Source organism: Leifsonia sp. YAF41 (genome assembly GCF_052113185.1).
Taxonomy (GTDB): Bacteria; Actinomycetota; Actinomycetes; order Actinomycetales; family Microbacteriaceae; genus Cryobacterium.
The window spans coordinates 290,109-313,452 of the sequence record NZ_JBFRCS010000001.1 but is presented as its reverse complement, the minus strand read 5'-3'; the positions used below and the strand labels follow the sequence as shown (position 1 = coordinate 313,452).

The 23,344-nt window shown below is 63.6% G+C and carries 25 protein-coding genes; 17 read left to right on the top strand and 8 right to left on the bottom strand.

Features of this window, described 5'->3' with window-relative positions:
- Positions 1-60: 60 nt before the first annotated feature.
- Positions 61-993 (bottom strand): NAD-dependent epimerase/dehydratase family protein, encoded by a 933-nt coding sequence (locus AB4Y63_RS01460; protein ID WP_441789254.1) that lies wholly within the window; start codon positions 991-993, stop codon positions 61-63.
- Positions 994-1,058: 65 nt separating this feature from the next.
- Here AB4Y63_RS01460 and AB4Y63_RS01455 point away from each other — a divergent pair, with 65 nt between their 5' ends.
- Both AB4Y63_RS01455 and AB4Y63_RS01450 read left to right on the top strand, forming a co-directional pair.
- Entirely contained in the window at positions 1,059-1,529 is a 471-nt protein-coding gene (locus AB4Y63_RS01455; protein ID WP_441789253.1) for a MarR family winged helix-turn-helix transcriptional regulator, read from the top strand.
- Positions 1,526-2,455 (top strand): alpha/beta fold hydrolase, encoded by a 930-nt coding sequence (locus AB4Y63_RS01450; protein WP_441789252.1) that lies wholly within the window; start codon positions 1,526-1,528, stop codon positions 2,453-2,455. The genes AB4Y63_RS01455 and AB4Y63_RS01450 overlap by 4 nt, the downstream gene beginning before the upstream one ends.
- Before the next feature lie 71 nt (positions 2,456-2,526).
- Here AB4Y63_RS01450 and AB4Y63_RS01445 read toward each other — a convergent pair whose 3' ends face one another.
- Together AB4Y63_RS01445 and AB4Y63_RS01440 are read right to left on the bottom strand one after the other, a co-directional pair.
- Positions 2,527-3,150: a YdeI/OmpD-associated family protein gene (locus tag AB4Y63_RS01445; RefSeq protein ID WP_441789251.1), complete on the bottom strand. Its 624-nt coding sequence runs from the start codon at positions 3,148-3,150 to the stop codon at positions 2,527-2,529.
- 298 nt (positions 3,151-3,448) lie between these two features.
- Positions 3,449-4,636, bottom strand: coding sequence for an alkaline phosphatase family protein (locus AB4Y63_RS01440; protein WP_441789250.1), 1,188 nt, complete (start codon positions 4,634-4,636; stop codon positions 3,449-3,451).
- Between the two features lie 280 nt (positions 4,637-4,916).
- Here AB4Y63_RS01440 and AB4Y63_RS01435 point away from each other — a divergent pair, with 280 nt between their 5' ends.
- From AB4Y63_RS01435 to AB4Y63_RS01420, 4 genes are all read left to right on the top strand, one after another.
- Positions 4,917-5,411, top strand: a complete 495-nt coding sequence (locus AB4Y63_RS01435; protein WP_441789249.1) for a DUF1801 domain-containing protein — start codon at positions 4,917-4,919, stop codon at positions 5,409-5,411.
- Between the two features lie 77 nt (positions 5,412-5,488).
- Entirely contained in the window at positions 5,489-5,971 is a 483-nt protein-coding gene (locus AB4Y63_RS01430) for a glutathione peroxidase (RefSeq protein ID WP_441789248.1), read from the top strand.
- A 240-nt stretch (positions 5,972-6,211) separates the two neighbouring features.
- On the top strand, positions 6,212-6,757 hold the full coding sequence (locus tag AB4Y63_RS01425; protein ID WP_441789247.1) for a dihydrofolate reductase family protein: 546 nt from the start codon (positions 6,212-6,214) through the stop codon (positions 6,755-6,757).
- Positions 6,754-7,431 (top strand): hypothetical protein, encoded by a 678-nt coding sequence (locus AB4Y63_RS01420; RefSeq protein WP_441789246.1) that lies wholly within the window; start codon positions 6,754-6,756, stop codon positions 7,429-7,431. The genes AB4Y63_RS01425 and AB4Y63_RS01420 overlap by 4 nt, the downstream gene beginning before the upstream one ends.
- Here the strand turns inward: AB4Y63_RS01420 and AB4Y63_RS01415 are convergent.
- Complete coding sequence (locus AB4Y63_RS01415) at positions 7,369-7,905, bottom strand: dihydrofolate reductase family protein (RefSeq protein ID WP_441789245.1); 537 nt, start codon at positions 7,903-7,905, stop codon at positions 7,369-7,371. The two genes, AB4Y63_RS01420 and AB4Y63_RS01415, sit on opposite strands and share 63 nt — an antisense overlap.
- Positions 7,906-8,038: 133 nt before the next feature.
- Here AB4Y63_RS01415 and AB4Y63_RS01410 point away from each other — a divergent pair, with 133 nt between their 5' ends.
- From AB4Y63_RS01410 to AB4Y63_RS01400, 3 genes are all read left to right on the top strand, one after another.
- Positions 8,039-8,461, top strand: a complete 423-nt coding sequence (locus tag AB4Y63_RS01410; protein ID WP_441789244.1) for a DUF1801 domain-containing protein — start codon at positions 8,039-8,041, stop codon at positions 8,459-8,461.
- A gap of 159 nt (positions 8,462-8,620) precedes the next feature.
- Entirely contained in the window at positions 8,621-9,247 is a 627-nt protein-coding gene (locus AB4Y63_RS01405) for a hypothetical protein (protein ID WP_441789243.1), read from the top strand.
- Positions 9,247-10,008 (top strand): PspA/IM30 family protein, encoded by a 762-nt coding sequence (locus tag AB4Y63_RS01400; RefSeq protein WP_441789242.1) that lies wholly within the window; start codon positions 9,247-9,249, stop codon positions 10,006-10,008. The genes AB4Y63_RS01405 and AB4Y63_RS01400 overlap by 1 nt, the downstream gene beginning before the upstream one ends.
- 43 nt (positions 10,009-10,051) lie before the next feature.
- Here AB4Y63_RS01400 and AB4Y63_RS01395 read toward each other — a convergent pair whose 3' ends face one another.
- On the bottom strand, positions 10,052-10,711 hold the full coding sequence (locus tag AB4Y63_RS01395) for a dihydrofolate reductase family protein (RefSeq protein ID WP_441789241.1): 660 nt from the start codon (positions 10,709-10,711) through the stop codon (positions 10,052-10,054).
- A 163-nt stretch (positions 10,712-10,874) separates the two neighbouring features.
- Here AB4Y63_RS01395 and AB4Y63_RS01390 point away from each other — a divergent pair, with 163 nt between their 5' ends.
- Positions 10,875-11,477, top strand: a complete 603-nt coding sequence (locus AB4Y63_RS01390) for an HNH endonuclease (RefSeq protein WP_441789240.1) — start codon at positions 10,875-10,877, stop codon at positions 11,475-11,477.
- A 143-nt stretch (positions 11,478-11,620) separates the two neighbouring features.
- Positions 11,621-12,037, top strand: a complete 417-nt coding sequence (locus AB4Y63_RS01385; protein ID WP_441789239.1) for a nitroreductase/quinone reductase family protein — start codon at positions 11,621-11,623, stop codon at positions 12,035-12,037.
- 35 nt (positions 12,038-12,072) lie between these two features.
- On the opposite strand, the gene AB4Y63_RS01380 is transcribed toward AB4Y63_RS01385, so the two are convergent.
- Positions 12,073-12,576 carry an ATP-dependent zinc protease family protein gene (locus AB4Y63_RS01380; RefSeq protein WP_441789238.1) on the bottom strand — a complete coding sequence of 168 codons (504 nt, stop codon included), beginning with the start codon at positions 12,574-12,576 and terminating at the stop codon, positions 12,073-12,075.
- A 24-nt stretch (positions 12,577-12,600) separates the two neighbouring features.
- Between AB4Y63_RS01380 and AB4Y63_RS01375 the strand changes: the two genes are divergently transcribed.
- Both AB4Y63_RS01375 and AB4Y63_RS01370 read left to right on the top strand, forming a co-directional pair.
- The gene (locus AB4Y63_RS01375) at positions 12,601-13,797 is read left to right on the top strand and encodes a RimK family alpha-L-glutamate ligase (protein WP_441789237.1); all 1,197 of its coding nucleotides are present in this window, start codon (positions 12,601-12,603) and stop codon (positions 13,795-13,797) included.
- Between the two features lie 60 nt (positions 13,798-13,857).
- A complete protein-coding gene (locus AB4Y63_RS01370) occupies positions 13,858-14,856 on the top strand; it encodes an alpha/beta hydrolase (protein ID WP_441789236.1) in 999 nt (332 codons plus the stop codon).
- 75 nt (positions 14,857-14,931) lie between these two features.
- On the opposite strand, the gene AB4Y63_RS01365 is transcribed toward AB4Y63_RS01370, so the two are convergent.
- Together AB4Y63_RS01365 and AB4Y63_RS01360 are read right to left on the bottom strand one after the other, a co-directional pair.
- Entirely contained in the window at positions 14,932-16,308 is a 1,377-nt protein-coding gene (locus tag AB4Y63_RS01365; protein WP_441789235.1) for an NAD-dependent succinate-semialdehyde dehydrogenase, read from the bottom strand.
- Positions 16,309-16,518: 210 nt separating this feature from the next.
- A complete protein-coding gene (locus AB4Y63_RS01360) occupies positions 16,519-17,028 on the bottom strand; it encodes a methyltransferase family protein (protein WP_441789234.1) in 510 nt (169 codons plus the stop codon).
- Positions 17,029-17,220: 192 nt separating this feature from the next.
- Between AB4Y63_RS01360 and AB4Y63_RS01355 the strand changes: the two genes are divergently transcribed.
- The 4 genes from AB4Y63_RS01355 (at position 17,221) to AB4Y63_RS01340 (ending at position 23,294) form a co-directional block, all read left to right on the top strand.
- A complete protein-coding gene (locus tag AB4Y63_RS01355) occupies positions 17,221-17,766 on the top strand; it encodes a PadR family transcriptional regulator (protein ID WP_441789233.1) in 546 nt (181 codons plus the stop codon).
- A 5-nt stretch (positions 17,767-17,771) separates the two neighbouring features.
- A complete protein-coding gene (locus AB4Y63_RS01350; protein ID WP_441789232.1) occupies positions 17,772-19,481 on the top strand; it encodes an ABC1 kinase family protein in 1,710 nt (569 codons plus the stop codon).
- 101 nt (positions 19,482-19,582) lie between these two features.
- Positions 19,583-20,938 carry a chloride channel protein gene (locus tag AB4Y63_RS01345; RefSeq protein WP_441789231.1) on the top strand — a complete coding sequence of 452 codons (1,356 nt, stop codon included), beginning with the start codon at positions 19,583-19,585 and terminating at the stop codon, positions 20,936-20,938.
- A complete protein-coding gene (locus AB4Y63_RS01340; RefSeq protein ID WP_441789230.1) occupies positions 20,928-23,294 on the top strand; it encodes an arylsulfatase in 2,367 nt (788 codons plus the stop codon). The genes AB4Y63_RS01345 and AB4Y63_RS01340 overlap by 11 nt, the downstream gene beginning before the upstream one ends.
- Positions 23,295-23,344: the final 50 nt, after the last annotated feature.

Sequence of the window (23,344 nt, the reverse complement as noted above, 5' to 3'; positions counted from 1 at the left end):
ACATTGCTGGTATCGCCGACGACTTCCCGCCTGCCTCATGAACTGCGTGAGTCCCTGACCCTACCCGGTGTGAGGTTTCGCAAAACCAGCGCGCCAGCTCGAAATACTCGGCTTCCATCCGAGAACCTGCTCGGCGCGCGTATTGTCGGCGCCGCGCAGCCGGGTCGTGTAGGCCACACCCCAACCGCCGACGGCGAGCCGGGCGATGGCAGTCGGGAACCGTTTCGGCTCGGGCGCTCCGAGTTGCTCGGCGAAATAGGGCAGCCAGGTGCTCATGGGCGCGGGTTCGTCGTCGACGATGTTGAACGGCCCCGTTACGTCGGATTCCAGCGCTGCGAGAAGCGCCATGGCGGCATCGTGGGCGTGGATGAAGGAAAAGGTGGCGGTTCCGCCGCCCACGATGGGGAGCTTTCCGGCGCGGACATCGGCAGCGAAGGAGCCGCCCAATGCATACATGGTCCCCGGGCCATAGAGGTGGCCGAACCGGAGGATCACCCCGTTGGACTCCCGCGTCCGCGCCTCAAGCTCCTGCAGGGAGTTCATAATGGGCCGGAACTGCGCCGGCGGCCGGGCCCAGAAGGCGTCGTCCTCCACTGCCAGGCCGGCAGCATCCGGGTCGTAGCCGTAGGCGAGGCTTTGGGAGATCACGCGTCGCACTCCGACCTTGTCCGCCGCGTCCAGCAGGTTTCTTGCGCCTGTGGTGCGCAGGAGGTTGGTGGCCTCGAATTGGCGGGCCATCTTCCGAGGATCTAGTTTCGGCGGGATCGCGGTGGCGAGGTGGACGACGGCGTCCGGTCGCGATCGCTCGAGCGCCTGCACCACCGCATCTCGATTCAACAGGTCGGCGAACGCGGCCTCGCCACCGAGCTCGCGCACTCGCGTTGCCCCTCGCTCTGTTCGAACCAGCCCGATGGTTTCATGGCCGCTCGAGGTGAGAAGGGGCAGGAACTGACGGCCAAGCACACCGCTCGCGCCAGCAACAACGATCTTCATGGGGTGCTCGCTTTCTTGCCGAAACCTCCATGTCAGGGTGACTGACATCTGCTACGCTAGCACACATGTCAGATGAGCTTACAACTCAGTTATTGGATGGCCCTGGTCCAGACGCGAACCTGGGGTACCTGTTTCGTCTTGCCCATCAGCGTTTCCGCGCGCGGCTGGGCGACGCATTGGCAGACGTGGGGCTGTCCACGCAGGAGTACTCGATCCTGAGCCTGTTCGAGACCCGTGAGGAGCTCTCCACCTCGGAGCTCGCCCGCCTCGCACAGGTCACGCGGCAGACGATGCACACCGCGACCCGAGCGCTCGAGCAAGCCGGTTTACTTGAGCGACGAGCGGTGAACAAGAGGCTCGTCTTGATGTGGCCAACGCTCAATGGCCGCGCCCTGCTCGCGTCGGCGACCGCACAGGCCAGGGCGATCGAACATGCGGCATTCGGCAGCGTCAGCGACGCTGACGAACGAACGATTCGGACGTGGTTGTCCCAGCTCGCCGTGGTGTCTGCCGCCGATGAGAGCAGCGCGAAATGAGCAGGCACGACCACCTGGACGACCGCATCCGTGAGGCGGAGCGGGAACTTTTTGCGAACCTCGGAGTCGAGGTGGACGAGTCCATGCATCGGCTCTCACGAAGCGGAGTGCGAGTGCGGATGCTCTCACATGGGAGCGGCCCCTCGGTCGTTCTGCTGCACGGTGTGGCATTGAGCGCCGCGGTTTGGGCCCCCTTGTTCGTCGCTCTCCCCAACCTCCGCCTGCACGCCGTGGACCTGCCGGGCCACGGCCTGTCCGACCCGATGACCTTCACGCGTGGAACGGTGCGACAACAAGCCCGGGGGTTCGTCGAAGACATCCTCGATGCATTGGAACTGGACGCAGCGCCTGTGGTCGCCCATTCCCTGGGCGGCATGTTCGCGCTCTGGCACGCCGCCACCGGCTCACGGCGGATCTCACGACTGGTCGTGACCGGTGCCCCAGCCGTCGCGCTTGCGGGCACGCAAGTGCGGATGCCGCTCGCACTGCTGGACGTCCCCGGGCTGGGTGAGGTGATACTTCGGACGCCGATGCCGGCACGCGCCTATCAGCTCTTGCTGAAGCGAGCCCTCGGACGGGCAGAGTCGGCGGCACTGCCAGAACAACTCGCCGCAGTCCTCTCGCTCTCCTCGCGCCGTGCGGGGAACGCGCGATCGGTGGCGAGTGTCATGCACGCGATCAACCACTTTCGCACGCCCCGCGCCGAGAGCGCGCTCAACGAATCGGAACTCGCCGCGATCATGACGCCGACGACCTTCGTCCTTGGGCAGAACGACCCTTACCTCACCATCGAGCGCGCACGAGTCTCGATCCGGCGGATTTCGAACTCCACCCTCCACGAGATGAACGCGGGGCATGCCCCCTGGCTCGTCGACCCCGCGGGCGTTGCACGGCTCATCGGCCACGCCCTCGCGACCCAGTCCTAGTAGCACTGTGTTACCTCGGCGCTCGACGCTGGCGCTCGGAGTCTGGATGGCGCGTGCACTTGCGAGCCTTTCTACTTTTCGTATTTCCAGAATCGACCCTTGCCTCCGGCGATCCATTCCAGGGCTTCATCTATTCGCCGTTGTCGTGTGGTTTCAGTCTTTGCACTTTCAAGCCAAACGATGTAGTTCTTGCGGAATGACGCTGATTGGTTTTCGAAAACCTGTTTGGCACCGGAGTTTGTCGATAGTGCTTCTAAGAAATATGCCGGAGTCTCCACTGGTTTGCTGTTCGGTGCAGCCTTGGCTGTCTTGTCGAGTTTTACGCCCCTGTCATTTAGATCCATCGCTTCTTTGAAAAAGCCTGCGAGCTCTTCATCTGATGGCAGCTCGGACATACTCGTGATTCTGCTCAAAAATCGCTGGCCCGGCTTTACCTTTTTGCCGCCTGCAAACCGGGGATCGTTCATGAATTCAGACTTTATGAATGTGAGGGAACAGTGGTTCTTGGCTGAAGCCAGCACGCACATGAAATCGTCTTTGTAGTCAAAATGCGGGATAGCCCACTTAATTGACTCCACTACATCGGGGCAGTTTTCATGTATCTGCTCTCTCAGATAATTGAGGATTGGTCTGGCGAAATCCTCAGAGTTATCGATGTACTGGGTGACTTGAGGGTCAGCATTCTTGAGTGACATTTTGTATATTCCCATTCCGGTACATTGTTGATTTGCTAACTTGAGCGACGCTCTGCGGGCTGACTGGAAGGTTGCCGTTCGACCTTCTCACCCAGAGGTCGATCGGCGCGACCCCAGATCGACAGGCGCGGAAGAATTCTTGGCTGACTTCCGAGCGCGACGGTTCTCAACCGGGTGAGCGGCGGATTGTCGGATTGACGGTGACTGTATTGACGGTGACTGTTCTGTCCTGGGTGCGACGTCTTCAGTCCGGTCGCCCGTAGGCCGGCCTTGCGACCCTCCCGGATCGGCAGGGGTTCTACGTTTTGGGCGGCTTCGGAGGGTTGGGATGCACCACACCGTCGGTCGGCGCGGGAAGCACACTGCCGTCCAAGGTCACGAGCGCCGGTAGTTGAACATCCAGCTGTCCCGGCCATGGTTGTGGTGCACCTGGTGTCGGTGTCGGCTGCGGCGTGGTGGGCTGGCTGATCGTCGCGCCCGGCACCGGTGGGATCGGTCTTCTCAGTGATGCCTCGACGAGGTGCGCTAGTGAAGGCGCGTCATCCACCCGGGGTACCCCCATCGACGGCAGGCCCAGGAGATCGATGATCGTTTTGGGAATGGATGCGTGCGAATGCCATTCCGAGTCGATGCGCTGTGGCACCATGCCGCCGAACATGACCAACGGAATCCGCGAGCCGCCGATGATGGAGAATCCGTTCGGATGCAGCTGATCGGGAACCGTTTCGATGACCGGCGTCGGGACCGAGTCGGCGTAACCACCCCAATCGTCCCAGGTAAGGATGAACGTGGTTTCTTCCCAGCCGCCCCCGTCGATGACCGCCTGGACTCGGGACCAGACCAGGTCCTGCCCTTTGGTCACATAGCCGGGGTCGCTCACGTGCGGCGGATGCTCGTCGTAGCCCGCCGGACTCCAGACGTAGCAGACCTGCGGCAGGGTTCCCGCCTTCGCCATCGGAATAAACGCGTTCGGTGGAAACACGTTCGCATTGCCCGGTGCTTCACTCAGACTCTTATAGAACTTCGTCGGGTACCCGCTTTGGTCGGGGAACGCAGCCCAGGACACCTTCGCCGCTTCCGCGACTGTGAAGATCGAGGGGATATCCCATACCGGGCCCGGGCCGACGAACGGCGGATTCTTCAGCGTCGGCATCTGTCCGCCAACGGCGAGCATATGCCCCGGCGTGGAATTCGAACCAGGCCCGAAATGGTGATCGCTGAACACGAATTGCTTCGCCAACCAGCTGTAGAAGGGGATCACCGAGTCATTGTCAATCTGTGCGGCCACTGCAAGATAGTCGCCCATTGCATAGTGCACCCAAGCGTTTCGATCATGCGGCTGATCAAAATTCGGCGGCATAGCCAGAAGGTTGCCGTGATCGGCCACGTCGGCACCCCATGCCGCCATGGTCGGAAAATAGAAATCCGTGGTCTTGTTCTCCTGGAGGAACACGATCACCCGATGCCCAGATTTTGCCGCAGACATCACATCCCCTTCATACGGCCCGGCACGAGCGGGCCGCGATCCCAGCGAACCATGCCGGGCCGCAGATGGCCAGAGTGTGAAGGCTAAAAGCGCTCGGTGTTTCTGCGATCAGCAGCGCTCAATGTCGTGATTCTCGAAGCGCTGAATGTCGGGTGACTGCGAGATGCCCCACTCGAAATTCTCGATCGGGGCATATGGCGACTCATGGGGCCCTTGCACTGACTGAGCCCGAGGTTCTTCTCGCGACATGTGAGGAACATGTGAGGAATAGGATTCCGCCATGACAAGCGAGGAGATCGGCAAGAGCGAAGCCCAGAAACCGGCCACGCAAACTGCGGCACAGGGGGACGCCGCCTGGGTGCTGCCAGAAGCCATGACCGGAAGGGCAAGCCCCGCGAAGGCGGCGGTCGGCGACAAGCCGGTCTTCGCCTACATCGCCAGCCTGCCGCAGCCGCAGCGAGGCATCGCCGAAGCGGTCGATGCGCTGGCGGCGAAGACGCTGCCCGACCTGCAGCGCTCCGTGAAATGGGGCATGGCGTACTACGGCGTCGGCGACGGATGGTGCTTCAGCTGCGGCGGCTTCGCCGGCCATGTCAAGCTCATGTTCATCAATGGCGCGGCGCTCGAGCCAGTACCGCCGGTGACGCCGGTGGGGATGGGCAAATCGACGCGGGGTGTGGAGCTTGAGTCCGTCGACGACCTCGACGAACGCCAGGTTGCCGCGTGGATGAAGCAGGTCGCATCCGTGCCTGGTGTTGGGGGCAAGAAGCGCTAGGCCCGAGGCAAAAGGGCCGAAGGCTTACTTTGGTGCGCGGACGGAATGTCGAACCTTCACCTGACGTTGCTACTGACATGACTATTCGCGACATCCCCTTCATGACTATGGAGGGCAACGAGACCTCGCTCGCTGCGTTCGACGGTAAGGCGCTGTTGATCGTCAATGTCGCGTCCCGATGCGGGCTCGCTCCGCAGTACGCGACGCTCGAAACGCTGCAAAAGCAGTACGGCGAACGCGGACTCCAAATTCTGGGATTTCCGAGCAACCAATTCCTACAGGAACTCGGTTCGAACGACGCCATCAAGGAGTACTGCTCCACGACGTATGGCATCACTTTCCCGATCTTCGATCGTGTGCGAGTGAACGGGCGTCATGAGCACCCCCTCTACACCGAGCTGAAGAAGACCGCCGATGCGGACGGTAAGGCGGGCAAGGTGCAGTGGAACTTCGAGAAGTTTCTGGTGACTCCCGCCGGTGAGGTCCACCGCTTCCGCCCTCGCACGGTGCCCGACGCCCCGGCCGTCATCGCTGCGATTGAGGCGAGCCTGCCCTCCTGAACACGTGCCTTGCCTCCGGTTCCTTCCCAGCCGGATACTCGATGGTGGTCGTCGCTTGCATGTCAGTCGAGTGCGTCTCAGTCGAGCCGGCCCAATGGTCTGGAAGCCGATGGCGGTCAGTGTTGACATGCCCTCCGTGGCGAGACCATCCGTGTCGCTGCCGTTCAGCACGGCCGGGGTCCGAACTCGGAGAATGGCAAGTCGGCGAGTAGCATCGAGGCCAAATCGGAGGTGCCGAGCGTGCGAAAGATTATCGTGTACGAGTTGTTGTCCCTCGACGGGGTTGCCGAGAACCCAGACAGTTTTTTCGCTGACTGGGATGACGCGATGGACGCCAATCTTGCCGCAGTGATCGCGACACAAGACGCGGTCATTCTCGGTCGGCGGAGCTACGCCGAGTGGGCGCAGTTCTGGCCGAGCAGTGAGATCGAGCCATTCGCGACATTCATCAATGGGGTCGCGAAGTATGTCGCGACGTCGACTCCCCTTGACCGAGACTGGGCCAATACGTCCGCGATCGACGGAGGGCTCATCGATTTCGTTCGGGAATTCAAGCAGGAGGGCGGAGGCGATGTCGGCGTGCACGCAAGCATCTCGGTCGCGCAGTCGTTGCTCGCCGCTGACGTTGTCGACGAACTCCGGCTCGTGATCGCGCCGAAGATTGCCGGCCGCGGACGACGCCTCTTCGATGGCTTGCCGTCGATTCATCTCGAAACGATCAGAAGCGAGATGTCGCCGACTGGCTCTCTGCTCGTCGACTATCGCGTTGTGAGGCTGGTGATGTGATCGAAGCTGCCGCTTTCGAGATTCGTGCATGGCAGCATGTCGTGTACTTCGTCATGCAACCCTTTCCTCCGGTGGACCCAGTGGCTGCCTTGCATGAGGCGGTGCGCGGCGAGAAGCAGGACACCTCGCTGACAGTGCCCTTGGTTTCCACAGGCATCTATGCGGGCCCCATTGGCTTGACTGTCGAGGTGCTCGACGCGAGACCGGAGACAACCGCGCCGCCAGGGTGGGAAGACATCCACGAGCTGTCCCTGATGCTCCCGGAAGGTCGGGCCTCTTTCAGTGATTTGGCGAGCTTCGAACGGAAGGACGTTGGAACGATCAGGGGTGAGGAGAAGGGCAGCTATCGCGCTCGGCTCCACGCCAACGGGCGGGACGCAGCCTTTGACGCGGTCGTGGAATCACTGTTCGAGCGGCACCTGGTGCAGTTTTGGAAGGAACCGCCTTCACCGGTGTCTGTTCTGTCATCGGTATCAAAGCAAGGCAGGAGCCTGCCGCGTTTCATCGAAATGTGGCAGGCACCGCCCACCGCCACGCACCGCACCGAATCGCTACCCATTGCCGTGCGTGCTTCGGAATCGCCTGGCCCTCCGCATGAGGCCCCCAGCGTGTCAGCGAACCGGTGCGTACTGAGCGGCGATGATTCCCGAGTCGTAGCTCTGCACCTCGAGTAGGCGTAGGCCGACGGGATGCGGTGTGCGCAGCCGAATCTCGGCGTTGCCCACCATGAACGGATGGATGCCGGCGTGAATCTCGTCGACCAGCCCGGCGTCGACGAGCGTGGCGGCCAATTCGCCGTAGCCGTGGGAGACGATCGAGTCGTACTGGTCACGGAGGCGCCGCACCGTCTCGGCCACGTCTCCCTCGATGAGTGTCGCGTTCCAGTCGAGCGGACCCGAGAGCGTGCGGGAGGCCACGTATTTGGGGAGCGCGTTGTAGTGCGCGGCGAAGCCACGGTCGTCGGTCTGTGCCGGCCAGTACTCGCGAAAGAACTCGTAGCTCTCCCGACCGAGCAGAACTGCGTCCGCACCGAAGACAAGTTTGTCGGAGGCTCGCTGCACCCCGGGGTCATTCGGATCGAACCACCGCTCCATCTGGTCGAACACCCCGTCGAGAGTCATTTCAAAGGAGATCGTCACTTTTCCCATGCGCCCAGTATTTCCCGATCCTCTCCGGAAGTCTTGGCTCTTGCGCCGACCAGCCCAGGCAGCCACATCCGCCGCGGCACAGCTGTGCCCCCGCAGTACGCTGGGTCATCCAACACGATCGTGAGGAGCCCCCATGGGAGCGAAGCAGCCCGCGATGTCGCCGTCCGACCTGCCGGTCACGGAGGTGCTCGACCGCGCCACAGGTCCCCGGCGTGCCGAAGCCGACGAACTGCTTGCGCTCTTCAGCGAGATCAGCGGTGAGCCGCCGGTCGTGTGGGCGGGCCGCATCATCGGTTTCGGTGAGTTCAGGTATCACTATCAGAGCGGGCACGGCGGCCGCTCACCGTTGCTCGCCTTCGCACCAGGCCCGACAAAGCACACGATCTACCTCCCCGAGAACTTCTCGGAGCGCTGGCCTGATCTCGTGGCCAGGCTCGGCAATGCTCGCGCGAGCAAGGTCTGCCTCTACCTCACGCGGTTGACGGGAGTGGATCGCGGCGCGCTGCGCACGCTGCTTGAGCTCTCGCTCGCCGAGGCGCGGTCGCAGGCGCTCTGAGCAGCAAGCGTTGCACGTGTGCGATTCCGCGGATGCGGTTCGCTTCGTCACTGAGGATCTGTCGAGACTTCTTTCATTGGCGCCGCCACGCGCGTAAGTTGAGTTATATCGCGATTGCGACAATGCGGCCGCGGCGGAGACTTCACGGAGGTGCAACTCATGGACATCCTGTTCGGGATGCTGTTCTCATTCGCAGCCATCGCTGCCATCGCCGCTTTCTCCTGGATCGCCTTGTTTCTGATCGTGCGGATGCTGTATCGCCGCATCCGCCGCAGTCGCGCAGTCAACGGGGCGGTCTTGAAGAGTCGCGCGCAGATGAGCTGGGGTCCACGACGCAAGGTCTTCGCGTTGCAGTTGCAACTCGACGAGGCCCTCGACAGCGGACGGGCGGCCATCGATCTCGCCGTTCGCAGTAACGGCCGTCGCGGCGACCTTCCCCGGTTGTTCCGGCGCATCGAGGCGGAGGGGGCCGCGCTGCAGGCGCAGCTACTTCTGATGGAGAGCGAGACGGATTCCGGCGCACTGACCGATGAGCTTGCGGCAGCGGGCCTGGCGGTCGACCAGATCTCCGACATGATCCGCGAGCTGCGGGCAGCCGTCGCCGACGGGCTCAGCGACCCCACCGGGGCTGCGCTCTCTTCCCTTCGTGCCGAGGTCGACCTCGAGGTGACTGCCCTGCACGCGGGTCTGGTGGAGTTGGCACACCTGAATGGCGGCGACGCACGCGCCGACACCACCACCCGGTACCGATCAAATGATCCTTTCCAGACCAGAGGAGTCCAGTGATGAGCGACAACACCGCACGGATGCGCACCATCTTTCGCACCAAGACCTCCAAGGCACTCAACCGCATGGAGGACCCGCGCGACGCCCTCGACGACAGTTACGAGCAACAAGTGAAGCTGCTCCACCAGGTGCGCCAAGCCGTCGCCGAAGTCGCCACGGCGAAGAAGCGGATCGAGCTGCAGGGCGAGGAGATGGGCGCGCGCTACGGGCGCCTGGGCTCTCAGGCTCAGGAAGCGATGGAGCAGGGGCGCGAGGATCTCGCTCGCGCTGCCCTCGAACGCCGCGCCGGGCTCGAAGGGCAGGTCGGCAAGCTGCAAGCGCAGCACAGCTCGCTGCAGAACCAAATGTCCCAGCTGCAGGAGCGGGAACGTCGGCTGGCCGAGCAGATTGCCGCGTTCCGCGTCGAGAAAGAGACGATGAAGGCCACCTACAGCGCCTCCGAAGCACAGGTTCGGACGAACGAGGCAGTTGCGGGGATCGGCGCGAACATGAACGATATCGGCGCCAGCCTCGATCGGGCGCGTGATCGCGTCGCCCAAATGCAGGCCCGAGCGCAGGCCACCGACGAACTGCTGTCCAGCGGCGCCCTCCAGGACCTGACGGCGGCGCCGGATGCCGACATCGAGCGCCAGCTGGCCGAGTTGGCGTCACGCTCCGACATTGAGCGTCAACTCAAGGCAATGAAGTCGAATGGGACCGCTGCGCCGGGAGGTTCTTCCGACGGATGGCTCAGTATCGGGCAGGGGCCGACGGCGCCGTAGCGGCGCCACGGAACCACGCAGAAGAAATCGCTCCTGTTACTTGTCAGGAGCGATTTCTGTTTCGTTGGAAAGTGACATGGATGATGCCGCTCTCCGCGACCTCGGAACTCACGTCGTAGTTCGACTCGAGTTCCCGGAGGTCGTCCCAGAGGCGAATGCCCCTGCCCAGCAGGATGGGGTTGATTGCGACGTGGAGTTGGTCGATGAGTCCCGCTTTGAGAAAGTCGCGCACCACCGTTGCACCACCGCCGATCCGCACATCCTTGCTGCCAGCCGCATCCCGTGCCCGTGCGAGTGCGTCGATCGGTGTGGCGGAGAGGAATTCGAACGTTGTGCCGCCGGCCATCTCGATCGGTGGGCGTTCTGTGTGCGTGAGCACGAATACGGGCACCCGGAATGGTGGCTCGTCGCCCCACCAGCCGCGCCAGTCGGGGTCGTCCGGAAAGTTGTGGAGTCCAAACATCCCGGCGCCCATGATCTCAGCGCCGACCTCGGCGAAGTAGGCCTGTGCGTAATGGTCGTCGACGCCGGTCGTGCCCTCGCCGCTCTCGTCGTGCAGCACTCGCTCGCGGAAAGTGCGGGTCGCCGTGTAGGCGCCGACGAGCCGGCCCCAGTCGAGGCCGAACGGATTCTCGGGGGTTTGATCGGTGGTCGTAGCGAACCCGTCGAGCGAGATGTTCAGGTCGGCGCGGACAGTCATCATTTCTCCTTCGAGTGAGGTTGCAAGGTTGCACTCACTGTAGTTGCGGAGAATGGTCAGTCAAGGATTGGATGCGGTTTTCGACCAGGGACTGGCCTCCGAGGCAAGCGGTCGCCGAATTGTCTTTGACGATCGATCGTTGAGGACGTCACATATGATCGTGCGTGTGACCGACCGTGAAATGTTCAGATTTGCCATGCCCAAGCCCGTGCGCATTTCTGGTCGTTCCTCGAGCATCACAAATTCTTTCGTGAATGGAATCATTCCGGTAGTGCCGCCGACGACTAAGCAGATCGATGAAGCTCTGCGAATCCTTGGCATGGAGGACGCGGTGGCGTGCGCGTACTGTGGCGATGGAGCAACAGAATGGGACCATTTGCGTCCTCTCGTAGTCGGCAAACAACCAACGGGGTACATCTCGGAGATTCACAACCTTGTGCCGGCCTGCGGCAAATGCAATCAGAGCAAGGGCAATAAGCCATGGCGCGTGTGGATGTTCAGTTCGGCTCGGCTTTCACCTGAAACTCGTGGGATCGCTGGGCTCGAGGAGCGAGCGAATCGCCTTGCGGCATATGAAATGTGGGAGTCACCTACCCTCATCGATTTTGCCTCTGTTGTCGGCGATCAACTGTGGGCTCAACATTGGCGCAACCATGCGGCCATTCTTCAAGCCATGAGAGACGCCGAGACGACAGTCGAGTTGATTCGAGCACTGGTTGCAACATCACGAACGGGTGAGGGAACGACCGCGGTGCTTCCCGAGGTCTAGTCCTTGGAAGGAACGTCTGAGGTTCCATGGCGCCGTGTCGTACCTTGCGCGTTGACGCATCACTCTGGCCCGAACGGCTCGTCCGGGTTTCGCAAGGCCCCGACGTTTGAAATATCTGCGGCGCTCGCCGGGTTGAGTTGTATATGGCGAATTGGAACACACCGATTATCGAGGAATTCCGAGCGAACGACGGCAAGGTCGGCGGCTACTTCGCCGGAGCGCCGATCGTGCTCGTGCATCATCGCGGACGCAAGAGTGATCGCGAGTTCGTCACACCGATGATGTACTTGGCCGACGAGCAATCGGACACCATTTATGTCTTTGCCTCCAAGGCCGGCGCCCCCACCAACCCGGACTGGTATTGGAACTTGGTCTCTGCCGGCCAGGGAGAAGTCGAGATCGGCGTCGAAACCTATCCCGTCACGGTGCACGAGCTAAAGGGCGAGGTGCGTGATCGGGTTTATGCCGAGCAGGCACGTCGCTACCCGGGATTCGCGGAGTACGAGGCGAAGACCGCCGGCATTCGCACGATCCCGGTTTTGGCGCTCAACCGCGCATAGCTAGGAGGACGCGGCTCTCGGATGCCTGGACGGCGTCACGAGGCGCGAGGCGCACGATTGCGGCGCCGCACCTCTTTCGGTGCTCGTCCAGCGAGAAATGACTTGCCGGCATCCACCAGGAATCCCTGGCTCAACGCCTCCCGGCCGATGAGCATCCGAAAGCCCATCTGATCGCGATTGCTGAGCGTCGTCTCGGCCGTGATCGTGCGCCCGAAGAGCTGGATGTCGAGCAGCACCACGATGCGTTCCTCGCTGTGCCCCGAGGAACTGCGCACCACGCGGCGATCGTGCACTGGGCGTTCGACAACGGCGACGTCGTTCACGGACCGCTGCCAGGGTCGCACCCGAAAGCGCACCCAGTCGACGGCCGCGCCATCCGTTTCGCTCGTGCGGACGAATTCCTCGACGTCGAAGGCGTGCAGGGCCGAACTGCGTGCGCCGGTGTCGAGCTTCGCCTTGATCCAGGGCACGTCGATGCCGGGTAGGCCGACCCACTCTCGCCAGCCCGCGATGGTGGTTGAATAGATCGGTTCGCTCACTCGTTTATTTTGGCAGGTTCATCGATGAAATTGGCTATCCTCTCGCGCGCCCCACAGTCGTATTCGACCCAGAGGCTCAAAGCGGCAGGATTGCAGCGCGGTCACCAGGTGAAGGTGCTCAACACGCTGCGCTTCGCGATCGACCTGTCGGGCCCGGAGCCTGACCTGCAGTACCGCGGTCGGCTGTTGTCGGACTACGACGCCATCCTGCCCCGCATCGGCAACTCGATCACCTACTTCGGCACCGCCGTCGTTCGCCAATTCGAGCAGATGGATGTCTACACACCGAACACCGCGAACGGCATCACCAACGCGCGCGACAAGTTGCGGGCCAGTCAGATTCTCTCCCGCCACGACATCGCCATGCCCGCGACGGCGTTCGTGCACAGCCGCGCCGATGTGCGTCTGGCTATCGAACGAGTGGGCGGCGCCCCCGTGGTGATCAAGCTGCTCGAGGGCACCCAGGGCATCGGCGTGATCCTCGCGCCGGAGGTGAAGGTGGCCGAGGCGATCATCGAGACACTGCACTCGACGAAGCAGAACGTGCTGATCCAGAGCTTCATCTCGGAGAGCCGCGGTCGCGACATCCGTGCCCTCGTCGTCGGCGACCGCGTGGTGGCGGCTATGCGCCGGGTGGCCAGCGGCGATGAATTCCGCTCGAACGTGCACCGTGGCGGCACGGTCGAGCCGGTCGAACTGGCCCCGGAATACCACCGGGCAGCCGTGCGAGCCGCGCAGATCATGGGCCTGCGCGTCGCCGGTGTCGACATGCTTGAGGGCAACGATGGCCCGCTGATCATGGAGGTCAACTCGTCGCCGGGTCTCGAGGGAATTGAGCGGGCGACGAACCTGGATGTCGCCGGTGCGATCATCGACTACATCTCCGACCAGGTCGGCTTTCCCGAGATCGACGTGCGCCAGCGTCTCAGCGTCTCAACGGGATATGGCGTCGCCGAGATCATCGTCTACAGCAACGCCGATTTCGTCGGAAAACGGTTGGCCGACTCCGGATTGGGGGAACGTGACATCACCGTGCTGACGCTGCACCGCGGGGCCACCGTCATGCCCAACCCCAAGGGGGATCTCGTGCTCGAAGACAGCGACAGGCTGCTCTGCTTCGGCAAGCTCGACGAGATGCGCTCGATGGTGCCCGAACGACGTCGTCGCCGCACCAAGGTGCGGAAGCTCCCCACCGAGCCCATTCCCGCCGCCGAGGTGTAATCCGACGTACCGCGGGTGAGGCCATAATCTGTCAGCAATCGTCGTACGTTCGGAGAGAATGTGACAAGTCCGGATCCTGATCCCATCGAGGTTCGGCCTCCGGGGAGCAATTCGACCGTCACCCGAGCCGATGTTGTGCTCTCCGGGGCAGCCCGGATTGTGTCCACGCTCGGAGTGATGGTGACAGCGTGGGCGGCCGCTGCCACGGGATCGATGCTCACCCACGGGCATCCCGCGTTTGTGGTTCTGCTTGCTGTCGTTTTCCTGGCCAGCGCCGTGTCTGCTGTGCGTTTCTGGCTGAAGCCCGCTGCGACCCACCGAAAGCTCAAGGTTCTCCGGTGGGCTGCGATTGTGGCATTTTCCGGGATACTGGCCCTTGTCTGGTGGCTCGTCCCGTCTGCGGCAATTGAGCCGGCCCTCGCCGCCATGAAGTCGGATGCCACGGTCACCGTCACCGAGACTCCGACCCAGATCGTGATGACTCCGACCAAGGACGCACGGGATGTCGGCGTGTTCTTCCAGCCCGGGGCCCGCGTCGACGCCCGGGCCTACGCGGCGGTTCTGCGGCCGCTCGCGGAGAACGGTCATACCGTCGTCATCCCGAAGCAGCCGTTCGGCATCGCCTTCTTGTCCACGGGCGCATTCGCCGCCGCACGTGCCGACCACCCTCCGGTCGACCGGTGGGTGGTCGGTGGCCATTCGCTGGGAGGCGTCGTTTCCGCGATAGACGCGGAATCCTTCTCGGCAGCACCGACTGATCCGGTCGTCGGAGTGTTCTTCTACGCTTCCTATCCGGCAACCGACATGAGCACGCTGGAGGCACAGGTGCTCTCGATCTCCGGTTCGAATGATGGGCTGGCAACTCCGGAGAAGATCGATGCTTCGCGAGAGTTGTTGCCCGAGGACACCACTTTCACCGTCATCAACGGCGGTATCCATGCGTACTTCGGGGACTACGGACCCCAAGCAGGCGACGGTCAGCCGACAATCACCCGCGACGCCGCACGCACTGAAATCACCGATGCGACCCTCGCGTTCGTGGATTCGTTCAGCGAATAGCGCCTGACGGTCAGGCAGGGAAACAGAACGAGGGCCGCAGGAATCCTGCGGCCCTCGAAATGCTTCTACTGCGGGTTATGCGGAGACGAAGAACAGTCGCTTGTTGGCGAACTCGCCAATGCCGACCGGACCCATCTCACGACCGAAGCCGGACTGCTTCACGCCGCCGAACGGCAGTTCGGCCGACTCCGCTGCGATCGTGTTCACATGCGACATGCCGACCTCAAGCTGCGAGGCAACGCGCGTCGCGCGAGCGACATCGGTCGAGAAGACCGAACCGCCCAGGCCCAGCGCGCAGTCGTTCGCGAGCTCCAGCGCTTCCTCATCACTCGACACCCTGTAGACGGTCGCAACCGGCCCGAAGATCTCCACGCCGTACGACTCGGAGTCGCGCGGCACGCCGGTGAGCACGGCCGGCGAATAGTACGCGCCCGGACCGTCCGACAGCACGCCGCCCGCCTCGAGCGTCGCTCCTTCTGACACGGCCTTCTGTACCTGCGCGTGCACCGTCTCGGCTGCGACACGCGACGACATCGGTGTGAAGGCGCCGTCGGGGAGGTTCAGCTGATCGCCCGGCACCAGACCCGTGGCGAGCTTCTTCAGCTCGGCGACGAACTCGTCATAGATGTCATCCATGACGATCAGGCGCTTGTTCGAGTTGCACACCTGGCCGACGTTGTAGACGCGGAAGTCCCACGCCTGCTTGGCAACGGCCGCGACGTCGTCAGAGTCGAGCACGACCATCGGGTCGATGCCGCCGAGTTCGAGCACGCACTTCTTGAGGTTTCGGCCGGCCTGCGCACCGATGATCGCGCCGGCACGCTCGGAGCCGGTCAGCGAGACGCCCTGTACGCGCGGGTCCGCAATGATCGTTGCGATCTGATCGTGCGAAGCGAACACGTTCTGGTACCCGCCGACGGGCACGCCGGCATCCTCCATGATCTGCTGGATCGCGAGGGCCGAGCCGGCACAGATGTCTGCGTGCTTGAGCAGGATCGTGTTGCCGAGCACGAGGTTCGGCGCTGCGAAGCGGGCGACCTGGTAGTACGGGAAGTTCCACGGCATCACGCCGAGCAACGTGCCGACTGGGCGGTGCTCGATGTAGGCCTTGCCCGGAACTGTGCTCGGGATCTCGTAGTCGGTGATCAGGCTCGGGCCGTGCACCGCGTAGTAGTCGATGATGGATGTCGCGAACTCGACCTCGTCGATCGATTCGGCAATCGACTTGCCCATCTCGACCGCGATGAGGCGCGCTAGCTCGTCCTTGCGTTCCTCGAAGAGCTCGGCAACTCGTTTGACGACGGCGGCGCGCTCCTGCACGCTGCGCTCCCGCCACTCTTGGTACACGGCGTCGGCGCTAGTCAGCGCCTCTTCGATCTGCGCATCGGTCGCGTTCTCGAACGTCTCGAGAACTTCGCCCGTGGCAGGATTCTGCACCCGGTACTTGGACATGCTTATCTTTCCTCCAGATAGGGGCACGCACGACACGCGACGAACCATGGCTATCGCCGGTTGCTGTCGCTTCTCTGCGGCTGCGTGTCTTGTGCGTACCGATGGTTTGAGGTTAGTGGAAGAACGACATCGGCCTGCAACCGCTGCTCGATTGGTTCCGATGTTTCCGGCGTATTCCCTATCGACGCCAGGTGGCTCGCGGGTGCGCGGTCACCCTTGCCACGGCGAGGCCCGCGGCCACCACCCCGGAACATTGCGCCGGTAATCGAGATACTGTTCGCCGTAGGTGCGGGTGAGGGTCGGCTCCTCGTAGCCCTTCACGAACGCAAAGACCGCGCCGAAGACCATCGCGGCATAGAGCAGGAGCCACCAGCTGCCGAACAGCAGTGCCTGACCGAGGATGATCGCCAGCACCGCCAGGTACATCGGGTTGCGCACAAAGCGGTAGACCCCGGTCACGACAAGCGTCTCGGTCGGAGCGAGCGGAGCAGGCGTTCCGCGGTGCAGGGCGAAGAGCGCGAAGGCGTGCAGGAGGAAGGCCACCCCGACGGTGATCGCGATCCAAGCGATCGGCACGACGACCCACGTCGCACCGCCCCATGCGAACCGTTGCCAGTCAGAAATGAGCCAGGGAATGAGGCCCGCAACGACGCCAGGCGCGAGGAAAAGGAAGACAATCGTCCCGATCCATGCTCGTGCGGGCGAGGCTGCCTGGACCATAGGCATCACGCTAGCCCGATTCCTTCGGTCGAGTGGTGCACCTAGTACAGCTCCGAGCGCTTCGCGCCATGACCGTGCGCGGTCGAGGCCCGACACGAGTAGACCTTCTCACGCGCCCCTATCGCAAAGCCGCCTCGCGACATAGCGTTAAGTATCGTTCGCAGTTCACGGAGGAATTCACGGGAGGTCACCATGGGCAGTTCGTTCCCAACCAGCGGGTTTTCACCCGGCGGTCGCGGTGAAGGCATGTGGCAGATGATGGAGCAGCTGCGCTCAAACTTCGAGAAGCGCTCCGGCAGTCGCATGGGCCGAGGCGACGTGCGCGCTGCAGTGCTCGCGCTGCTCGCCGAACAGCCGATGCACGGCTATCAGATCATTCGCGAGATCGAGGAGCGCAGCGGCGGCCGGTGGAAGCCCAGCGCAGGTTCCGTCTACCCGACGCTGCAATTGCTCGCTGATGAGGGTCTGATCAGCGCGGAGGAGTCAAACGGCCGCAAGACATACGCACTCACCGACGCGGGTCGCGCGGAAGCTCCCGCAGCAAGCGCAACGGCGCCGTGGGCGACCATGGGCGCCGATGACGGCACCGGATTCACTGCTCTGCCTAAGGCCGGTTTCGAACTCGCCCAGGCTGCAGCCCAGGTTGGTCGCACCGGGACGCCGGAGCAGATTCAGCAGGCCGTGACAGCGCTCGACGAAGCGCGTCGTCGGATCTACTCGATTCTCGCGCAGGACTGACGAGGGTGGCGTCGGTTCGTCGGGAGCGCGCAGATTCGATCCCCGGCGCCGGAAACACCCGCGCTCGCTACCGCCGTATCCTGCGCTTTGCTGGCCGGTACCTGGCGCAGACCTGGTGGTATGAGCTGGTCCTCCCGCGCATCGGACTCGCGGGCGTCGCCGAACGCACGCGCACGAAGCGTCTGGGGAGGTTCGCGCAGCGGTTCCATCTGCTCGCGGTTGACCTGGGTGGGCTGATGATCAAGGTCGGTCAGTTCATGTCATCGCGGCTCGACATCCTGCCGCCCGAGATCACAAAAGAGCTTGAAGGGCTGCAAGACGAGGTGCCGCCGGTGCCGTTCCCGGCCATCCGTGCGCTCGCCGAGGCGGAGCTGGGTATGCCGCTGGAGCGCGCGTTCGCAGCGGTCGACGAGACGCCGGTGGCCGCGGCCTCCCTCGGTCAGGCTCACCGCGCCTGGCTCGCGCCGCTTGATGCCGCCGAGACCGGCATGGACCAGGTGATATTCAAGGTGCAGCGGCCGGGCATCGACAAGATCGTCGATGTCGACTTGGCGGCATTGCGCAAGGTGGCCGGCTGGCTCAGCCGGGTGCGACTGGTCTCCGACCGTGTCGATATGCCTGCCCTCATCAAGGAGTTTGCGTCAACGAGCCTCGAGGAGATCGACTACCTGCACGAGGCGACGAGCGCCGAACGCTTCGCGGCAGACTTCGCCGGTGACGATCGGATGGCCGTACCCGCGGTCGTCTGGGAGCGCACGACCCGGCGGGTGCTCACCCTCGAAGACGTGACGGCGATCAAGATCACCGATGCAGCGGCACTGCGCGCGGCGGGCATCGACCCGGCCGAGGTGGCCCCCGCCTTTGCGACGGTGATGTTCGACCAGCTGTTCACCAACGGCTTCTTCCACGCCGATCCGCATCCCGGCAATATCTTCGTCACCCCGGCCGCCCATGGAGCCGGCGGCCGGCCGTGGAAACTGACATTCATCGACTTCGGCATGATGGGTGAGGTGTCCACCGGCACACGCCGGGGCCTGCGGAAGCTGCTGATCGCTGCCGCCTCGCGCGACGGCAAGGGCTTGGTGGATGCGATGCGCGACATGGGAGTGCTCATGCCCTCCGCCGAGACGACAGAGCTCGAGCGAGCGATGGTTCAGCTGTTCGCCCGTTTCGGTGGCATGGGCTTCGCCGAGCTGCGCGATGTCGACCCGCGCGAGTTCCGCGACTTCGCGATGCAGTTCGGTGACATGGTGCGCTCGCTGCCGGTGCAGCTGCCCGAGAACTTTCTGCTGATCATCCGGGCGATGTCCCTCACCTCCGGCGTCTGCAGCGCACTCGATCCCCAGTTCAATGTGTGGGACTCCATCGAGCCCTATGCGGCACAGCTGCTGCGCGAGGAAGGCGGCAACGTGGTGTCGGATGCCGCGAAGCAGGCAATGGAGATGGCCGGCGTGGTGTGGCGTCTGCCGAAGCGAATCGATGGGATTCTCACCCAGCTCGAGGACGGCACCTTGTCGGTGGCGATCCCCAGCATCGACCGCCGGATCGACCGGCTGGAGCGCACCGCACGGCGGGCGGTGTCGGCGCTTCTCTTCGGTGCACTTCTCGTCGCCGGCTCCCGGCTGCGCGCCGACGACATAGTGTTCGGCACGGTGGTGCTGGTGGCGTCGATCATCCCGTTGATGCACACGCTGTTCTCGGGTCGTCGCAGCTGAGCGGATCACCCGATCTGGCATAAGACGCACACAGAGGGTTTCTCGTTCTCACGCGAAGTGGGTGATGACGGGCCACGCACCGTCTGGATAGGGTCACTTTCGTGTCTTCGACCACGAGCCCGTCGCCTGATCCGATCGCCGTACTGAGATCCAAAAGCTATCTCGGGCTGCTTGTTTTGGCGGCGCTCATCGGTGTTCCCATTTCCGCCGTGGCCTACTACTTTCTTGCGCTCGTCGCGGCCTTGCAGGAGCTGTTCTTCACCACGGTTCCCGAAGCGCTGGGCTCCGGCACCGCGCCCATTTGGTGGCCGTTCATTCCCCTCGCGGTCGCCGGGGTGTTCGTCGCGCTGGCGATCCGCTACCTGCCCGGCAAAGGCGGGCATTCCCCGGCCGACGGATTCGTGATGGGAGGCCCCCCGAGTGGGCGAATGCTCCCCGGCGTCGTGCTCGCAGCACTGGCAACCCTGAGCCTGGGCGTTGTGCTCGGCCCCGAGGCACCATTGCTTGCCCTCGGGGCGGGACTCGGCGCTCTCACGGTCAGGCTCGTCAAGCGCGACGCGCCGCCTCAAGCGCAGACGATGATGGCCGCCGCGGGCAGCTTCGCCGCCATCAGCACACTGCTCGGCTCGCCGCTCACCGGCGCGTTCCTGCTCATGGAGGCGTCGGGACTCGGCGGCGTCAGCCTGGGTCTCGTGCTCATGCCTGGCCTCCTGGCGGCGGGGATCGGCTCGCTGGTCTTCATCGGCCTTGACGCCTGGACCGGCTTGGGTACTTTCTCGCTGGCGATCACCGACATCCCACCCTTCGAAGCTCCGAACGGTGTGCAATTTCTCTGGGCTGTGGTGATCGGGCTGCTCGCCGTGCCGGTCGGCGCCGGAATCCGCTGGCTGGGTGTCGCTCTTCGTCCGCACATCGAACGTCGGATGGTGCTCCTCATGCCCGTCGTCGGCCTGGGCATCGCGGCGCTGGCCGTCGGCTATGCCGTGATCAGCGGAAGGAATGCGTCGGAGGTGCTGTTCTCGGGACAAAACGCCCTCGGACCGTTCGTCGCCAATGCGTCCGACTACACCGTCGGCGCGTTACTCCTCCTCATCGTGTGCAAGGGGCTTGCCTACGGCCTCGCACTCAGTAGCTTTCGCGGCGGGCCCACCTTCCCCGCTCTCTTCATCGGAGCCGTCGGCGGGGCCGCCCTGTCACACTTGCCGGGCTTGCCCATGATCACGGGCGTCGCCATGGGCATCGGGGCGATGTCGGTCGTCATGCTCAAACTGCCGCTCACCTCCGTTTTGCTCCCGACGCTGATCCTGGCGGCGGACGGGCTGACGCTCATGCCGCTCGTGATCGTCGCGGTCGTCGTTGCCCATGTCGCCTCTGCGCGGTTCACGCGTCGACCGCCCGGTTTGCTCGCTCCACCTCCGCATGTTCCGCACGAAGAGAGGAAGACTCATGAGTCCTGATCGTCACGCACGCACGATGTTGCCAATTCCGGACCGGCCGAAGCCGGGCCTGACGACGTACGATGCGAAGGATCCGGACACGTCTTATCCTCCGATTGAGCCGCTGCTCCCTCCGGAGGGCGCGCCGAACGTGCTGATCGTATTGATCGACGACACCGGCTTCGGGGCGTCGAGCGCCTTCGGTGGCCCATGCAACACGCCGAACGCGGAGAAGCTGGCCGCCGGAGGCCTGACCTACAACCGTTTTCACACCACGGCCCTCTGCGCTCCCACTCGAGCGGCAATGCTCAGCGGACGCAACCACCACTCGGTCGGCATGGGCAGTATCACCGAGACCGCAACCTCGGCCCCCGGCAACAATTCGCTGAAGCCGAACACGAAAGCGCCCGTCGCGATGACCCTGAAACTGAACGGGTACTCGACGGCCCAGTTCGGCAAATGTCACGAGGTGCCTGTCTGGCAGTCCTCGCCCATGGGGCCGTTCGACGCCTGGCCAACGGGCGGTGGCGGCTTCGAGACGTTCTATGGCTTCATCGGTGGCGAGAGTAACCAGTGGGACCCTGCTCTCTACCAGGGCACGACGCCGGTCGAACCGCCGGCCACTCCGGAGGAGGGCTACCACCTGACCGAGGACCTCGCCGATCACGCCGTCAACTGGATTCGCACGCAGAAGGCGCTGATGCCCGAGCGGCCGTTCTTCGTCTATCTGGCGCCGGGGGCAACGCACGCACCGCACCACGTGCCCCAGGAGTGGGCCGACAAATACAAGGGCAAGTTCGCCGAAGGATGGGATGCCCAGCGCGAGAAGACGTTTGCCAAGCAGAAGGAGCTTGGCATCATCCCGGCCGATGCGGAGCTCACTGCCCGGCACGCGGAGATTCCGGCGTGGGAGGACATGCCGGCCGAACTCAAGCCAGTGCTCGAGCGTGAGATGGAGGTGTACGCCGGCTTTCTCGAACACACCGATCACCACGTCGGGCGGGTCATCGACGCGATTGAAGATCTCGGTGTGCTCGAGAACACGCTCATTTACTACATCCTCGGCGACAATGGCGCTTCGGCAGAGGGCACGCTGAATGGGGCCTTCAACGAGATGGCCAACTTCAACGGCATGGCTGCACTTGAATCGCCGGAATTCATGCTTTCGAAGATGAACGAGCTGGGAACACCGACCTCGTACAACCACTACGCGGTCGGCTGGGCATGGTCGATGGACACCCCGTTCCAATGGACCAAGCAAGTGGCTTCCCACTGGGGCGGAACTCGCAACGGAACGATCGTGTCGTGGCCCAAAGGCATTTCGGACAAGGGTGGCCAGAGATCACAGTTCACCCACGTGATCGACGTGGCGCCCACAATCCTCGACGCGGCCGGCCTGCCGGAACCGACGATGGTCAACGGCGTGCAGCAATCGCCCATGGAGGGCACGAGCATGCTGTACACCTTCGACAAGCCTGACGCGCCCGAGCGCCACGACCTGCAGTACTTCGAGATGTTCGGCAACCGCGGCCTGTACTACAAAGGCTGGAGCGCCGTGACGAAGCACCGCACCCCCTGGGAGATGGTCGGCGGCACGCTCGCCGCATTCGATGATGATGTGTGGGAGCTCTACGACGGAAGTACCGACTACAGTCAGGCGCGTAATCTCGCCGGTTCGAATCCTGAGCTTTTGGCCAAGCTGCAACGGCTGTGGCTGATCGAGGCGACGAAGTACAACGTTCTCCCGATCGATGACCGTGGCATCGAGCGCGCGACTCCCGAGATCGCCGGGCGACCGACCCTCATCCGGGGCAACACGCAATTGCTCTATCCCGGGATGGGGCGCCTCTCCGAAAACAGCGTCGTGAGCATCAAGAACAAGTCCTTCTCTGTCACCGCGGAGATTGAGGTGCCGGTGAATGGAGCGGAGGGTGTCATCATCGCCCAAGGCGGCCGGTTCGGCGGATGGACTCTCTATGTGAAGGACGGCGCTGTCAAATTTCTATACAACCTGCTCGGAATTCAGGAGTTCGTCACGGTGGCCGATGAACCGATCCCCGTCGGAAAACACCAGGTGCGCATGGAATTCGCCTACGACGGCGGAGGGCTTGGGAAGGGCGGCGACGTCACCGTGTACTACGACGGCGTGGCGGTCGGCAGCGGGCGGGTGGGAATGACCCAGGCGATGGTTTTCTCTGCCGATGAGACCACCGACGTCGGATACGAATCCGGTACTGCGGTGTCGCCCGAGTACAACACGGCGAGCAGCCGATTCGCCGGCACGATCAACTGGGTGCAGATCGACCTCGGCGACGACGACCATGATCACCTCATCGACCCTGAGGAGCGTTTGCGAATCATCATGGCGCGCCAGTAGCCGCGGCACGTGGGGTTGCTCACCGGGCGGGGTCCGTTTTGTCGTCGTGA

Coding starts and splice junctions, on each gene's coding strand:
- AB4Y63_RS01460 (WP_441789254.1), bottom strand. CDS start 993: ATGAAGATCGTTGTTGCTGGCGCGAGCGGTGTGCTTGGCCGTCAGTTC.
- AB4Y63_RS01455 (WP_441789253.1), top strand. CDS start 1,059: ATGTCAGATGAGCTTACAACTCAGTTATTGGATGGCCCTGGTCCAGAC.
- AB4Y63_RS01450 (WP_441789252.1), top strand. CDS start 1,526: ATGAGCAGGCACGACCACCTGGACGACCGCATCCGTGAGGCGGAGCGG.
- AB4Y63_RS01445 (WP_441789251.1), bottom strand. CDS start 3,150: ATGTCACTCAAGAATGCTGACCCTCAAGTCACCCAGTACATCGATAAC.
- AB4Y63_RS01440 (WP_441789250.1), bottom strand. CDS start 4,636: ATGTCTGCGGCAAAATCTGGGCATCGGGTGATCGTGTTCCTCCAGGAG.
- AB4Y63_RS01435 (WP_441789249.1), top strand. CDS start 4,917: ATGACAAGCGAGGAGATCGGCAAGAGCGAAGCCCAGAAACCGGCCACG.
- AB4Y63_RS01430 (WP_441789248.1), top strand. CDS start 5,489: ATGACTATTCGCGACATCCCCTTCATGACTATGGAGGGCAACGAGACC.
- AB4Y63_RS01415 (WP_441789245.1), bottom strand. CDS start 7,905: ATGGGAAAAGTGACGATCTCCTTTGAAATGACTCTCGACGGGGTGTTC.
- AB4Y63_RS01410 (WP_441789244.1), top strand. CDS start 8,039: ATGGGAGCGAAGCAGCCCGCGATGTCGCCGTCCGACCTGCCGGTCACG.
- AB4Y63_RS01405 (WP_441789243.1), top strand. CDS start 8,621: ATGGACATCCTGTTCGGGATGCTGTTCTCATTCGCAGCCATCGCTGCC.
- AB4Y63_RS01400 (WP_441789242.1), top strand. CDS start 9,247: ATGAGCGACAACACCGCACGGATGCGCACCATCTTTCGCACCAAGACC.
- AB4Y63_RS01395 (WP_441789241.1), bottom strand. CDS start 10,711: ATGATGACTGTCCGCGCCGACCTGAACATCTCGCTCGACGGGTTCGCT.
- AB4Y63_RS01385 (WP_441789239.1), top strand. CDS start 11,621: ATGGCGAATTGGAACACACCGATTATCGAGGAATTCCGAGCGAACGAC.
- AB4Y63_RS01375 (WP_441789237.1), top strand. CDS start 12,601: ATGAAATTGGCTATCCTCTCGCGCGCCCCACAGTCGTATTCGACCCAG.
- AB4Y63_RS01365 (WP_441789235.1), bottom strand. CDS start 16,308: ATGTCCAAGTACCGGGTGCAGAATCCTGCCACGGGCGAAGTTCTCGAG.
- AB4Y63_RS01360 (WP_441789234.1), bottom strand. CDS start 17,028: ATGGTCCAGGCAGCCTCGCCCGCACGAGCATGGATCGGGACGATTGTC.
- AB4Y63_RS01355 (WP_441789233.1), top strand. CDS start 17,221: ATGGGCAGTTCGTTCCCAACCAGCGGGTTTTCACCCGGCGGTCGCGGT.
- AB4Y63_RS01340 (WP_441789230.1), top strand. CDS start 20,928: ATGAGTCCTGATCGTCACGCACGCACGATGTTGCCAATTCCGGACCGG.